The 12996-nt window shown below is 43.4% G+C and carries 16 protein-coding genes; 7 read left to right on the forward strand and 9 right to left on the reverse strand.

Annotated elements, in window-relative coordinates:
- Positions 1-6 precede the first annotated feature (6 nt).
- Positions 7-771, forward strand: a complete 765-nt coding sequence (locus J699_RS08065; protein WP_032868600.1) for a DNA polymerase beta superfamily protein — start codon at positions 7-9, stop codon at positions 769-771.
- An 86-nt stretch (positions 772-857) separates the two neighbouring features.
- Here J699_RS08065 and J699_RS08060 read toward each other — a convergent pair whose 3' ends face one another.
- From J699_RS08060 to J699_RS08050, 3 genes are all read right to left on the reverse strand, one after another.
- Positions 858-1172, reverse strand: a complete 315-nt coding sequence (locus tag J699_RS08060; protein WP_032868602.1) for a putative quinol monooxygenase — start codon at positions 1170-1172, stop codon at positions 858-860.
- Positions 1173-1185: 13 nt separating this feature from the next.
- Positions 1186-1773, reverse strand: coding sequence for an NAD(P)H-dependent oxidoreductase (locus tag J699_RS08055; protein WP_032868603.1), 588 nt, complete (start codon positions 1771-1773; stop codon positions 1186-1188).
- A 110-nt stretch (positions 1774-1883) separates the two neighbouring features.
- Positions 1884-2759 (reverse strand): DUF4349 domain-containing protein, encoded by an 876-nt coding sequence (locus J699_RS08050; protein WP_032868604.1) that lies wholly within the window; start codon positions 2757-2759, stop codon positions 1884-1886.
- A gap of 180 nt (positions 2760-2939) precedes the next feature.
- Between J699_RS08050 and J699_RS08045 the strand changes: the two genes are divergently transcribed.
- Both J699_RS08045 and J699_RS08040 read left to right on the forward strand, forming a co-directional pair.
- Entirely contained in the window at positions 2940-3311 is a 372-nt protein-coding gene (locus tag J699_RS08045; RefSeq protein WP_032868605.1) for a hypothetical protein, read from the forward strand.
- A gap of 357 nt (positions 3312-3668) precedes the next feature.
- Positions 3669-4904 (forward strand): MFS transporter, encoded by a 1236-nt coding sequence (locus J699_RS08040; protein WP_416202137.1) that lies wholly within the window; start codon positions 3669-3671, stop codon positions 4902-4904.
- A gap of 94 nt (positions 4905-4998) precedes the next feature.
- On the opposite strand, the gene sodC is transcribed toward J699_RS08040, so the two are convergent.
- Positions 4999-5580, reverse strand: a complete 582-nt coding sequence (gene sodC / locus J699_RS08035; protein WP_032868606.1) for a superoxide dismutase family protein — start codon at positions 5578-5580, stop codon at positions 4999-5001.
- A gap of 107 nt (positions 5581-5687) precedes the next feature.
- A complete protein-coding gene (locus J699_RS08030) occupies positions 5688-6782 on the reverse strand; it encodes an AI-2E family transporter (protein ID WP_032882835.1) in 1095 nt (364 codons plus the stop codon).
- Positions 6783-7089: 307 nt separating this feature from the next.
- Between J699_RS08030 and J699_RS08025 the strand changes: the two genes are divergently transcribed.
- Positions 7090-7440: a hypothetical protein gene (locus J699_RS08025; protein ID WP_032868608.1), complete on the forward strand. Its 351-nt coding sequence runs from the start codon at positions 7090-7092 to the stop codon at positions 7438-7440.
- An 81-nt stretch (positions 7441-7521) separates the two neighbouring features.
- Here the strand turns inward: J699_RS08025 and J699_RS08020 are convergent, their stop codons facing one another.
- Complete coding sequence (locus J699_RS08020) at positions 7522-8166, reverse strand: ParA family protein (RefSeq protein ID WP_032882836.1); 645 nt, start codon at positions 8164-8166, stop codon at positions 7522-7524.
- A gap of 130 nt (positions 8167-8296) precedes the next feature.
- Here J699_RS08020 and J699_RS08015 point away from each other — a divergent pair, with 130 nt between their 5' ends.
- The gene (locus J699_RS08015) at positions 8297-8764 is read left to right on the forward strand and encodes a Holliday junction resolvase-like protein (RefSeq protein WP_004775965.1); all 468 of its coding nucleotides are present in this window, start codon (positions 8297-8299) and stop codon (positions 8762-8764) included.
- On the opposite strand, the gene J699_RS08010 is transcribed toward J699_RS08015, so the two are convergent.
- Complete coding sequence (locus J699_RS08010; protein ID WP_005227523.1) at positions 8761-9396, reverse strand: class I SAM-dependent methyltransferase; 636 nt, start codon at positions 9394-9396, stop codon at positions 8761-8763. The genes J699_RS08015 and J699_RS08010 overlap by 4 nt on opposite strands.
- Before the next feature lie 167 nt (positions 9397-9563).
- On the opposite strand from J699_RS08010, the gene J699_RS08005 reads away from it, so the two are divergent.
- The gene (locus J699_RS08005; RefSeq protein WP_009513834.1) at positions 9564-10127 is read left to right on the forward strand and encodes a hypothetical protein; all 564 of its coding nucleotides are present in this window, start codon (positions 9564-9566) and stop codon (positions 10125-10127) included.
- Between the two features lie 60 nt (positions 10128-10187).
- On the opposite strand, the gene J699_RS08000 is transcribed toward J699_RS08005, so the two are convergent.
- Positions 10188-10748, reverse strand: coding sequence for a hypothetical protein (locus tag J699_RS08000; protein ID WP_032868611.1), 561 nt, complete (start codon positions 10746-10748; stop codon positions 10188-10190).
- A 19-nt stretch (positions 10749-10767) separates the two neighbouring features.
- The gene (locus tag J699_RS07995; protein WP_032868612.1) at positions 10768-11547 is read right to left on the reverse strand and encodes a class I SAM-dependent methyltransferase; all 780 of its coding nucleotides are present in this window, start codon (positions 11545-11547) and stop codon (positions 10768-10770) included.
- 121 nt (positions 11548-11668) lie between these two features.
- Between J699_RS07995 and J699_RS07990 the strand changes: the two genes are divergently transcribed.
- On the forward strand, positions 11669-12943 hold the full coding sequence (locus J699_RS07990) for a hypothetical protein (protein ID WP_032868613.1): 1275 nt from the start codon (positions 11669-11671) through the stop codon (positions 12941-12943).
- The last annotated feature ends 53 nt before the right edge of the window (positions 12944-12996 follow it).

Below are 12996 nucleotides of genomic sequence, written 5' to 3' on the forward strand. Positions count from 1 at the left end.
ATCGCAATGAATATCCATCACGAAATCGAAAAACTGTTTCAACAACGTCAAGATATCCCAATGTTTTATATCGAAAGTGGCAGCCGTTTATGGGGCATGGCCAGTCCTGATAGTGACTACGATGTGCGTGGTTTTCATCTACCCAGCAAAGACCAATATTTTGATTATAGAAAATATCGTGACCTGATTGAGATCATGGATGGGGACTTTGATTTTGTTTCTTATGACCTCGATAAAATGTTTGGGCTACTGACAAAAAGCAATCCAACCGTTTTAGAGTGGGTGAGAGCGCATATAGTGTATTTTAATGCTTTTCCAGAATGGCAAATTTTTCGAGATGGCTTGCTAGAGCGAATTGATTATAGCGCGTTGTATCACCACTATTTATCATTGGCAAAAGGTGGAATGAAAGTGATGCAAACCGCGGATAACTTTACCTATAAAAAAGTGTTTTATTCGATTCGTGGTTTGATGTCAGCAGAGTTGGCAACCCAAGAGCAGATGCCTGAATTACTGATAACCGATCTGTTTGCGCAAGTGGATGTAAATGATCCATTACGTCATTGGGCAGAAGATTATCTGGAAATTAAAAAGCAGCAACAAGAAAAAGCACAGCTACCCCAAGCGGAGCAAGCTGCAATTCTTCAGTTGTTGGAAAGCAAGATCGAGCAATTGGCAGCAAAGCCGATGCCCAAGGCTGATCGTCGTGCCAGTTTGGAAGCTTATTTAACGGATTATAGCCGTCATTTAAAACAGCATTACTATCAGTAAAACAAAGCGTTTATTCGTCAGCTGAGTTCGACTTAAATATTCAATGATTCCATATTTTGTCGGACTCAGATTTATGATGTTATCTGTTAAATCCCGCTTTCCAGAATACGAATATTCACATTAGCCACATGGTCTTTGGTTGCTTCAAAATGTTGCTGCATATGGGCAGTCTGCATGTGAGCTTCCAGATGAGCAGTACTTTGCCATTTCTCTAACATGACAATAGTATTCTCATCAGTGGCCTGCATCTCAATTGCAGGCAAGTGATCAATCAAGGCTTCATAACCATGACAACCATCCTCTGCCAGTACAGTTGGTGTCACTTTTTTAAATGCATCTAAGACTGCTTGACGATGCTCGGCGCCTGCATGGGTACGGATTTCAGCAATAATAATTAGCATGATCTGTTCTCGCTTAATGTGCGGCAAATAATTGATCTAAATGCGCTTTGTAGGCTTCAAGATAGCTTGGTACATTCGGTGCCTTGATCACATCATTGACAATAAATGTTGGAAGCGATTCCATACCCAGGAATTGATTGGCTTTGTGGAACGGGAGATAAACACCATCCACACCTACACCGTGGAAGAACTGGTCAGGATCGGTGAAGGCTTCCATCGGTGCATTCCAGGTTAAAGACAACATGTATTTTTTACCTTGGATTAAGCCACCTGAACCATATTTTTTAGAGGCATCTGAACGGCTGCGACCGTCACTGGCATAGAGTGAGCCATGACCAATAGTAAAAATATCATCAATATATTTTTTCATGGTCCACGGTGCACCCATCCACCAGCCTGGCATTTGGTAAATCACCACATCTGCCCATAAATATTTGGCAATTTCTGCTTGAATGTCATAGTCACTGTCGGTACGCGTCACCTGTACCTGATGACCTAAGCTGGCTAGATGTGCTTGAGACATCTCGGTCAGGGTGTCATTCAATTCACCATTGGAATGTTCAAACTTTTTCGCGCCGTTAATAATTAAAATATTGCTCATGGGATTACTCAAAAATATATACTAAAAACTGAGCGTATTTTAGAAAATCTATTCATGAGTAAAAATGCATAAATGAGCAAAATACTATTGACCAAAAATCAACAATTAAACTATCCAGCTTTTGATTTTTTCGCCTTATAGCAACGGCGAATGCCCCATAAAATTGCAATCGCGAGATACAACGGCCATAACATCACGAGCCAGATGATCGTCTCTCTTAAGCCATAGAGCCCGATTTTAATCGCTTCCCAGATTCGGCTGAGTAAAGGATCGCTGTCTAAGGTTGCAATGCGATTGATATTGAGATCACGGGTCTTGCGGACTTGCGCTTGCTGGAAAAACTCCAGCCGGATGGTGCTATAGGCCAAACGGTCTTTGACTTCCAGATTGGTCAGTTGCTGCAACTGGTTGTTGACCGCATTTGATGCACTGTTACTTTGGTTGGCGGTATTCAGTTTTTCTTCAAGCAGTTTTAATTCATAACGTTTGGCTTCATAGCTTTGGCTATTAAAGTTCAACATCAAGGGCAATAACTGATTCAGGAAAGGCGTAACCTGTTGATTGGGGATACGGACCGTGAGTTGTACCGTGGGGGTGATTTTTTCATAAATATCGACACTGCCATCGATACGCTCCCGTTCAGATCGGTCACTGACTTGATAATTAATCTGTTTCTCTTCGATATAGCCTTGGTATTGCGATAACTGCTGTTCCAGTGTCGATGTCGTTTTTAATACGTCTTTGACTTCAAACTGGAGTTGGGCACTTTTAACCAGTTGACGGTTCTGCTCCAAGGCATTTTGTTGCTGACTCACCAGTTGTTCCGGATTTTTCGCGGCATTTTGTTGTACCGCTTGGCTATCGAGTGCAACACTTTCCGTCGCGACAGCTGCATCACTGGCAGGGCCTTCTTCTTTTTTCGAGCAACCGAAGGCCGTACTCCCTAGGATTAAAATAATCGTTAATTTTTTAGTAAAATCTGACATCTCTGCATGCCTAAATTGTTGTGATATGAAGGTTGTAAAATCAGTATCTTCGATTTATTTGTTTATTTATAAGCAGATTGTTGAATCCAACAAATCTCTAGCACGGCATAACATTTTGTTGCCTAACCATGCAGTTTTGTATAGTAGCATAAATGAGCAACATGAAGTGCAGAGGGCAAAATGTATAAAACTGCAATAATATTGGGATGTGCTTTATTCCTCAGCGCATGTAATCAACCGATCACCGAATCGCAACAGCAGGCGGCAGTTCAAAAAAGTACGGCCATGCATGCGGTACTACTGGATCAGCCGAATTTATTTCACGATGATAATAATCTAAAGATAGATCAACAGTTTAATACGGCAGAGAATCCTACCGATGCACAAATTACGGTGGAACAGGCGCAACTAGATGATTCTGTGGTGGCGGTGCGTACCGAATATCAATTAAAGCGCGATCAGGATGTCTGGAAAATCGTGAATAAAAAGCAGAGTTACCAATGCGCCAGAGGTGAAAATACCGAAACCTTCCAGTTTGCGTTATGCCCATAATGATCGGGACTCTATTGTCCAGTCTAAAATCTATTCAAAAATGTGGATAACTTTCAGGTTATTCACATTGTCACAATCGCTGTGGAAGATGGATTCAAATTGCTGTCATTTTAAAAAAGTGCTAAAGTTGCGCCTGGCGATTGTGCCAAAAGGTAAAACATTTACCAGTCTCACGTAAATAGATTGTTTTTCTTATATACACCTAGTGAATACGGTGTTTTCACATTTATCACATGCTTTTTTAGAGCATGAAATCAAAATTTAATTCTAAACCATAAAATCTCGTGGTCGTGATCCTGTTTTCTTTTTTTGAAAATGGGACGGGCACTAGTTGGTTATTTTTGTGAATAAAACATGATGACGAATAATCAGAACATGACGTTAAACCGTATAACGCTCATGTTTCCTTTAGCTTTAGTGCTATTTGAATTTTCGGTTTATATCGGTAATGACCTGATTCAGCCAGCCATGCTGGCCATTACCGAACAGTTTGCCGTAAGTGCAACCTGGGCACCCTCATCCATGTCGTTCTACCTATTGGGTGGGGCCAGTGTGGCATGGTTACTTGGCCCGCTTTCAGACCGGCTGGGACGAAAAAAAGTATTACTGGCAGGGGTAGCTTTTTTTACGATCTGCTGTTTACTGATTTTGCTGACCCATAACATCGAGCAGTTTTTAACGCTACGTTTCCTGCAAGGCATGGGTTTATCGGTGATTTCAGCAGTGGGTTATGCGGCGATTCAGGAAAGCTTTGCAGAGCGTGATGCCATCAAGGTCATGGCACTCATGGCCAATATCTCTTTGCTTGCTCCTTTGCTCGGGCCGGTACTGGGTGCTTTCCTGATTGATTATGTGTCATGGCATTGGGGCTTTGTCGCCATTGCGGCGGTGTCTTTCATGAGCTGGTTTGGTTTAAAGAAATTTATGCCTGTCACACAGGAAAGTCGCAAACAGCCGAAACAGCCATTTAGCTATATCTTTGATGACTTTAAAAAAGTGTTTAGCAATCGCCGTTTTCTTGGTTTAAGCATTGCTTTACCTCTGGTCGGTATGCCGTTAATGCTGTGGATCGCCTTGTCACCGATCATTCTGGTAGATGAGTTAAAGCTCAGCAGTGTGCAATATGGCCTGGCCCAGTTCCCGGTGTTCTTTGGCCTGATTATCGGTAATGTGATTCTGATCAAGATTATTGACCGTTTCCCTTTAGGGAAAACCATTTTAATGGGCTTGCCAATCATGTTACTGGGAACGCTGTTCTTGGTGCTGGGGGTGATCTGGCCCATTTATCTGGTGCCATGCTTATTGATTGGTATGACCTTGGTCAGTTTAGGCGAGGGGATCAGTTTCTCAGTGATGTACCGTTTTGCCTTGATGTCTTCTGAAGTGTCAAAAGGTACCGTCGCTGCGGCGGTTTCAATGCTGATGATGGTGAGTTATTTTGTCATCATTGAACTGGTACGGGTGCTATATACCCATGTGCATATCTGGGCCTTTGCACTGGCGAGTGTGGTGCTGATTGGATTCTGGTTTGCACAACCGCGCAAGGTGTTAAAACAGGTGATGCTGGAGCGTAAAGCAGAAGGCATCAACTAATCAAAAAGCTGAGATCAATGTCTCAGCTTTTTTTATGCTGCTCAAAATAGCAGCAAAACTGTGGATATCTTTTTAGATACCCACAGTATCTAAATTATTTAATCACACCACAGGCAATACGGTCTCCGCCACCACCTAAAGGTTTTGGTGAGTCAGAATAATTATCGCCACCGACATGCACCATAATGGCACGGCCCTGAATATCAGCCAGTTTTAAACGTGGTGCAATCACAGGTTGGGTGGCAAAGCCTTTTGCATCTACAACCAGAACCGGTAAATCACCCAAATGACCATTTTCCGGGGTACCGTGATGAGGGGCCTGATTCGGATTCAAATGACTACCAGCTGCAAGCGCTGCACCCATTTTGCCATCTTTCATTGCGGCTTCACATGAGCCATTTTCATGAATATGGAAACCATGTTCACCCGGCGAAAGCTTGCCGAGCGCAGGGGTGATGAGCAAGCCTTTTGGTGTTTCCTGAAAAGCCACTGTACCAATAGAAGATCCCACACCTTTGGCATCGACCTGATAGACCTGTACCAGTTGTTTTTGTTGTTGCGTGGTTGATTGGGTCTGGATTTTTGATGCATTGTGATCTAAATCAGCAGAAGAACAGGCAGCAATACTCAGGCCCAGACAGCCCAGTAAAGAGAGTTTTTGAATCGTTAAAGTCATTGCGAAGATATCCTTATAAATTATCTTTATTTGACGATTCAAACAAAGTCTAGGATATCCCGCAAGCAAGTTAATCAATTGGTGACAAAAAATTAAACAAAATAAACCTATTTGGTTTCAGATGGAGCATCCAGTGTTGCAACCGGTTCATCCACATTTTCATGCAGCCATTCACGCCAGATCGCCAATAGAATCGCCAAGATCACAGGACCAATGAATAGACCAACCAAGCCAAAGCTGGCAATACCACCCAGTACCCCAAACATGATCAGGATAAACGGAATCCGGGTTGCACCTGAAATCACCAACGGTCGAATCACATTATCCGAACTGCTGACAATCAGCACGCCCCACAGCACCACCCCAATCGCTTCCATGGTTTGGCCTTGCGCAAAGAGCCATAGGCCAACACCCAGATAGGAAACCGGTGTGCCAAAAGGAATCAGCGCGAGGATAAAAGTCACCATGGTGAGTAGCATCGGATTCGGTACACCCGCCACAAAGTAGCTCAGACCTGCCAGCAGGGCTTGTGCCACTGCAGTTAAACCAACGCCATAGACTACGGCACGGGTAGTTTCTGAAATGGTGTCCAGATAATGATGCACACGTGGGCCAATTATCATTTCCAGGGCACGACTCACCTGAGCCAGAATCATTTGCCCGTCACGATAAAAGAAGAACAGGGTCATGATGGCAAAGGTCAGTTTGACCAGATTACGGCTAATTTCACTCAGGACAAAACGTCCATAACTCAAGTGGCTTTGAATCCATTCCGCAATATTCTTGGTAATGCTGTTCGGATCATTGCTGAGTTCATTTACGGTACGGCTGATATCCTTACCAATGATGGGCAGATTCCTGATAAAGTCCGGAATCTGGATATGACCCGAGAATAGTTGACGTTGTAAATTAAAATATAAATTGCGTCCTTCTAGTTGCAACATGAAGATTGCAAAAATGAAAGGAATTCCGATCACTAAAATTACCAGCGTGATCATCAGTGTGGCATTTAGAGTAGGACGGTTTTCACCAAAGAAACGACGCTGTACCCATAAATAAACAGGCCAGGTCATATACGCAATAATGGCCGCCCAAAGCACAGGGACAATAAAGTATTTGAGAATACTGAATCCCAAAAAGAGCAGGACAAAGAACAGTCCAAATAGCAAAACGCGTTGTAATATGGGAGCGTATTGTTGCACAAGCGTCCGTCTCTAAAAGTAAAATACGAATAAAATCATATTAACTGAAAAATCTGCACAGTAAAATTTCATTCGGTAATTTCACCTTTAAATGTTTTGCTCCAGCAACAGCATAAAATTTAAAATGTCAGCACGTTCGATGGTGAGATATGTAAAAAACAGGAAATAATGTTCAGCACAAAATACATGAACTCACGCTGGCAACATTTACTATCGAGTTTAATACAGGAGTCGGCAACGAGTTACAAAGCGTATTGTTAGATTAAATCCATCACGCATCCATAAATGAATTTTAAGGAGTAGTTCGATGGCTTATTCAAATAATCACAATCAATCACCTGAAAAAGCAGAATCGCAGAATCAAGCAAAAACGAATCCCAATGAGGCTTCCCAGCCCAATAACAACGTTGCGAACCTATTCAATAACGATAAAGCCAGCTATCAAGAGATTGAAGGGCTGACAGATACCGAGCAATTGCAACAGAGCTTAGACCAGAGCGCGGCCTCGCAGAATCCTGAGGGAAGTCATGGTAATGAAAATATTCGTAAAGTGGCAGAAAATCTGGATCGTGACGAAATGAAGCATAATCTGAAAGATGAAAGTGCTGAAAAAGACGGGCCGAGTGAAAATCCTGCACCGTTTATCACGCCTGAATAAACATCAAAGCTTGCTAAATCGAGCGATATCGAGAACCAAGCCTTTCACTGGTTTCATCTATACGAGATGGAACCAGTGTATTTAAAACCATTCACTGGGATCGTCGACTAACTGGTTTAACACCGGTTGCCACTGGCTTTGGATACTGACAAAGTTTTTCTGGGTTTTATCAAAAATACTGAGACCCTGCATGGCCAATGTGCCGTAGGCACTCCGCTCGGAAATCCAGGCCACAGGTTCCTGTTCAATCTTGTTAAAGAAGTCCTGAATATCTTTAGAGCTGGAACTGTTCGGTTTGACCCGATTGGCAATCAGCAGGATTTGGACCTTGCCTTTACGAATGCGTTTAATGTCTTGCAAATGCTTGAGGAAACGGCGGGGACTATCAATGTCAAAGAACGAAGGTTGCAGCGGCGTCACGATGGCATGCGCTTCGCTGACCAGTTGCTCCGCATGTTCACCTGACAGCGCACCAGGCGCATCAATAATTAAATAGTCCAGATTTTTTGGTGCTTCACCAATCGATTTTTCATGTCGCCAATCCAGACTCTGAATGCCAGTCACCGACGCCGGGCGCTGCTTTAACCATTGTAAAGAAGATTTCTGGTTATCTGCATCGGCCAGCGCGACTTTATAACCTTTTTGTGAGAGTGCGGCAGCGAGCGTGATCGCCGTCATGGTCTTGCCACAGCCACCTTTTTGATTTGCGATTAATATGGTTTTCATGAAATTAGATTTATTTAACTTGGCTCTCGTATTCAACCATACCTTAGCATCTTTTTAGCGCGAGTGTGTTACACATGACAAAAGTTTAATGTTGCAGTTAAATAGCGATATTCAGAAAAAGGAAGGTTTTATGTCGGTTTGGCTCGCAATGTTGATCGGTGGCTGTATTGGCGTCGTCATCACCACCATTATTTTGTCCAGCACCCGCAATGGTCGGGTACAGGCCGAATATGAAAAGTATATTGCCGAGCTGGAACTGGAACATAAACAGGCCTTGCTGGATGCGCAGAAGCGCAGTGTCAATACCAGCCGGGCGGTGCTGAAGGGAAAAATGGCGGAACAGTTTGCACCGATTTTGCCTGAATTCCAGTATCTGCCCAGTGATGCCAAATTCCTCGGTGATCCGGTCGATTATGTGGTGTTTGATGGTTATACCGATTTCCGTGATGGTGATGGAACTGCCGAAGATATCGAAGTGATCTTGCTGGACATCAAAAGTGGTGGGGCACGCTTAAGCAAAGGACAGCAGGCCATTGCCCAAGCGGTTCGCGAAGGCCGGATCCGTTTTGAGACCTTAAGAATTGATTTTGAAGATTAATGCGGGATCTCTAATTTCTGTGCCCGGGCGAACAGCATCTTTTGGGCAATGGCCGGAATGCCTTCCGCATCAAAATATTGTTTTTCGATCAGTTTAAATTTGGCTTGTAACAGGTGCCGCTCCATATCGCGATTGAGATGGCAACCATCTGCAATACGCTTTTGGATCGGGGTGAGTAAAGTTTGCAAGGACTGTATTTTCGCAGAGTCTGGATGTTTGACATGTTCAACCAGATGAAAGGTCCCTGTCGGCTTGAGCACGCGATAGATTTCTGCCAGTGCCTGATCAAGCTGGGCAATACTGCACAAGGTCCAGGTTGAGACCACATGATCCAGAGATGCGGTGGCAAAAGGCAGTTTTTCTGCACTGGATTGGATATGCTTGATAAAGAATGGCGCCTGTTGAACCCGTTCAACCGCAAGCAGATAAATGTCCGGATTTGGCTCCAGCGCATAGAGCGTATCGACATTGCCATAGAAGGGAATATTCAGACCCGTACCAAAACCAATCTCGAGGACCTCTCCTTCGATCGGGAGCAATAATTCACGACGTCGATCCATCAGGCTGGCGGTTTGCATGACCTGATTCAGTAAATGAGGGAATATACGGCGTTGGTAAAATTGGTAAATCATACAAATCCATTCATTGATTCAAAATAAGCGGAGGATCACTGCACCACAAAAATATGACCAAAGTGAGTTTGATTGTTACTAAAAAAAGCACTTTTTTTCACCATCTAAGCATACTATGAAGAGACGTGCTTTTCTAAGTTTTTCGTTATGTTGAGGATGATTGAGCCATGAAAAAACGTCTGTTGATGAGTTTATGCATGGTTGTTGCAATTGGGCAGACACATGCATCGACCAGTGGGGAAGAATACAATATTGCCAATGGTTTAGCGCCCGTTGTGAAATATCAGTCGATTTCGGTACTCAAGCCGTTTGACGGCAACTTCCGGATTCTCGGCTCAAAACTCTATCATGATGATGAGCAAGCCAAATTTTCTCCGATAGATTATGCGGTCAGTTTGGGACTGTTTGCGAATCCCGAGATTGCACGAACCATTGATGTTCAACAATATGACCGTTACCTGAACTGGAAAATGAAAACCTTACCGGTCCCACCCGATCAGGCCATCAAAATGGTATCGAATATGCACATTATTCCTGCCAATCCAGAGATTGCCAAACAGATTAAACAGGTGAAACGTGGTGATCTGGTGCAGTTAAAAGGTGAACTGGTTGAGATTCGTGATAAGGATCTGGTGTGGAAATCATCGCTTACCCCAGGTGGTGTCGGTGATGGGGCCTGTGAACTGTTCCGTGTTAACTCGATTCAGTGGATTGAGAAACAGAATATTTAACTTGATGCTGTATTTAAATAAAAAAGAGGGCGCGAAATCCCTCTTTTTTATGCATGTAAATTATTCTTCCTGTGCTTTTGTTTCAGCGGACTGAGTACTTCTCCAGTGATGTAACTGGCTTTGAGCATGTAGATATTCATTGAGCTGATCGACCGGCTGGCGAGTCTCTGTTTTAGCAGTACCCGTCTGGTCCAAAATTTTTGCCTGCTGTTCCCAATAATCATAGAGCAAGCCTTGAATATAACGGCCTTGCTCGGTTTTTAGTTCCAGATCTTTCAGCATCGACAGCGCAGATTGAACATTGTCCTTTTGGCGTTGCTGTTCAAATTCCGGGGTTAAGGTATTGGCTTCTTTCATCTTGGCCAATTCCATTTCCATGCTATCGCTCATATCGGTAAAGCGGCGGTCATAGTCATCCAGTATGGCAATATCATGGCCATCATCTGCGGTTGCAGGGAACTGTTTGATCGGCAACTGCTTTAATTGACCAATCTCATCGTGGGCCGAACTGCTTTGCTGCTCCTGTTTGGCTGTCGGTTCTTTATCTTTATTACAAGCGCTCAAGAGCAGGGCTGAACTGAGCATACAGCTTAGGGCAAAGGTGGTTTTCATACTCGGCATGGATCAACTCGACAAATATTTAGTTTGCAATTTTCTGAAAATGATATGCAAAGGTGGTATAGGGGAAATCAATCTGATCTTGCGCAGTTAGACCGGTAAAATCAAATACGATTTGTTCGAACTTTGCTTTTAACTGTTGCTGTTCTGCGACCGGCATGGCGGCAATAAAACTGGTCGACAATAAACGCTTACTCACCACTTGCTCAACCGTACCGTGATGTTTCTGCTGGAAGGTTTGTAATTCAACAAAGTTAAACAGTTGCTGCTGTTCAAATACCTGTTTCCATTGCTCACTGTGATAACGTGGAGTATCTCCTTCTAGCGGAGCAATTTCCTCCGCCAGTGCGTTGACCCAGTCCACCGTGGTGTCGCGTTGATTCCAGATCAGCCCTAAATGTCCCGACGGCGTTAATACCCGATGCATTTCCGTCAAGGTTTCAAGATTGGCAAACCAGTGGAAGGATTGGGCACATAGAATCGCATCAATCGAGGTATCTGCCAGTGGCAAATAATCACTGGATGCCTGTATACATTTCACCTGTGGATGGTTGTGCTGAAGCTGTTGTAACATTTCAGCGACAGGCTCGACCGCAATCACTTTTGCCTTGCTTTGCAACAGGTAGGGTAAGAATTTGCCAGTCCCGGCACCAAGGTCAATAACAGTGGAATTTTCACCTATCTGGAGGCGATCTTGCAGCCAAACCGCAATATCTTGCGGGTAACTGGGGCGAACCTGCTGGTACAGTTCGGCACCTAAACTAAAGCCTTTTTGAGCGGCAGGGTGTAAGGATTGTGTCATCTTTTGCGCTTTTTAATCTGTCTTATCTCTATAAAATAAGATACTCCGCAATTATGGTTTGGCAAAGCCATCATTTGGTGACTTTTTGCTACAGACCCTGGATCAATTTCTCAGTGTGAGCATGGATAAGCAAATCGTATTTGAAGATGAACATATTCGCGTTATTTTTTTAAAAGGTTCAAGTGACACTTTAGTGGTTTCGTTCGGCGATTTGATTAGTCGCGCCAAAGGAATGTCCATTAATGCTGAAAAATCATTAATAAAATATCAATACAACGTCCTTGGCATTATGCCAAAACAAAAATCATGGTTTCCTAAAAGCAGCATGCTGCAAATGCAGCAACAGATATTGCCTATTTTGCAACAATTTAAACAGATTGTCGGCTATGGCGGCTCCATGGGGGGCTATGCTGCAATTAAATATTCCAACTTGTTGAATATGCAAAAAGTGGTGGCTTTTGTCCCACAGTATTCGATCGATCCCGATATGGTTCAGGATCGCCGTTATGCCGAGTTTTTTGATGCCAGCATTCATCAAGAGATGCAGATTCAGGCCGATGAAGTCGATGCATCGCGTGAATATATTATTGTTTACGACCCTTATTTTGCCGAAGATAAAGAGCATTTTTTAAAAATTCAGCCTTTATTGCCGAAGATGCATGTTATTCATTTGCCATTTACTGGCCATGAAGCACTTTCGGTGCTGGCAAGCTCGCAATTGCTGAATGATTTTGTCGAAAAACCTTTTGAAATTACTTATTTCTACAAGCGTGTACGTGAAGTTAAAAAGCAAAGCAAATTCTATTATCGTCATGTGCTGGATGCCTTATTGGCAAGACATCATCAGGCCTTACTGAAGATTTTAGAAAACAATGAGTTTGAGCTGGATGAACGCTATTTTGATGCGGTCATCAAGCAGAAGCTGGTACAACAGTTATTTAAGCTGAAACATGCCAGCGAGCAGAACCTGCATAAGTTGGGGATTCAGCCGCATTTCGTACAACAGGCTGGTCATTCGAAGCCAACGCTCATAACGGCTCAACAGAGCTGTCTGGTCTTTAATCTGGTGAGTTTAAAACTGGAAAGTTATAGCGCTGAGACGCTTGCAGCCAATCTGAATTATCTTGTTCCGTTAAAAGTTGCGGACAGCACATTGGTGCAACTCGAGCTGAATGATGAAACTTATTTATTGACCATGAATGATCGTGGTATTCACAAGCTGGTCAAGGTTGGTGAGGCTTTGGCCTTGGATCAGTCGCCGCTGGTGTTTAAACGTTATGCCGAGTTTTGTAGCATCAGTTATAAGCAACTGAGCTTAAGCTGTGATGAACAAGGTTTCACGCATTTTGTTGAAAATAATGTGGATGAGCAGACCAAGCTGCAATTATTTAATTAATTCTTTGCCATAAAAAAGCCCTTTGCATTGCAAAGGGCTTTTTTTAGAACGGA

The sequence above is a fragment of the Acinetobacter sp. 1000160 genome (assembly GCF_000588715.1).
GTDB lineage: Bacteria > Pseudomonadota > Gammaproteobacteria > Pseudomonadales > Moraxellaceae > Acinetobacter > Acinetobacter courvalinii.

What these genes read in the sequence shown, in the direction of transcription:
- J699_RS08065 (WP_032868600.1), top strand. Translation starts at nt 7, where the DNA reads ATGAATATCCATCACGAAATCGAAAAACTGTTTCAACAACGTCAAGAT.
- J699_RS08060 (WP_032868602.1), bottom strand. Translation starts at nt 1,172, where the DNA reads ATGCTAATTATTATTGCTGAAATCCGTACCCATGCAGGCGCCGAGCAT.
- J699_RS08055 (WP_032868603.1), bottom strand. Translation starts at nt 1,773, where the DNA reads ATGAGCAATATTTTAATTATTAACGGCGCGAAAAAGTTTGAACATTCC.
- J699_RS08050 (WP_032868604.1), bottom strand. Translation starts at nt 2,759, where the DNA reads ATGTCAGATTTTACTAAAAAATTAACGATTATTTTAATCCTAGGGAGT.
- J699_RS08045 (WP_032868605.1), top strand. Translation starts at nt 2,940, where the DNA reads ATGTATAAAACTGCAATAATATTGGGATGTGCTTTATTCCTCAGCGCA.
- J699_RS08040 (WP_416202137.1), top strand. Translation starts at nt 3,669, where the DNA reads ATGACGAATAATCAGAACATGACGTTAAACCGTATAACGCTCATGTTT.
- sodC (WP_032868606.1), bottom strand. Translation starts at nt 5,580, where the DNA reads ATGACTTTAACGATTCAAAAACTCTCTTTACTGGGCTGTCTGGGCCTG.
- J699_RS08025 (WP_032868608.1), top strand. Translation starts at nt 7,090, where the DNA reads ATGGCTTATTCAAATAATCACAATCAATCACCTGAAAAAGCAGAATCG.
- J699_RS08020 (WP_032882836.1), bottom strand. Translation starts at nt 8,166, where the DNA reads ATGAAAACCATATTAATCGCAAATCAAAAAGGTGGCTGTGGCAAGACC.
- J699_RS08015 (WP_004775965.1), top strand. Translation starts at nt 8,297, where the DNA reads ATGTCGGTTTGGCTCGCAATGTTGATCGGTGGCTGTATTGGCGTCGTC.
- J699_RS08010 (WP_005227523.1), bottom strand. Translation starts at nt 9,396, where the DNA reads ATGATTTACCAATTTTACCAACGCCGTATATTCCCTCATTTACTGAAT.
- J699_RS08005 (WP_009513834.1), top strand. Translation starts at nt 9,564, where the DNA reads ATGAAAAAACGTCTGTTGATGAGTTTATGCATGGTTGTTGCAATTGGG.
- J699_RS08000 (WP_032868611.1), bottom strand. Translation starts at nt 10,748, where the DNA reads ATGCCGAGTATGAAAACCACCTTTGCCCTAAGCTGTATGCTCAGTTCA.
- J699_RS07995 (WP_032868612.1), bottom strand. Translation starts at nt 11,547, where the DNA reads ATGACACAATCCTTACACCCTGCCGCTCAAAAAGGCTTTAGTTTAGGT.
- J699_RS07990 (WP_032868613.1), top strand. Translation starts at nt 11,669, where the DNA reads ATGGATAAGCAAATCGTATTTGAAGATGAACATATTCGCGTTATTTTT.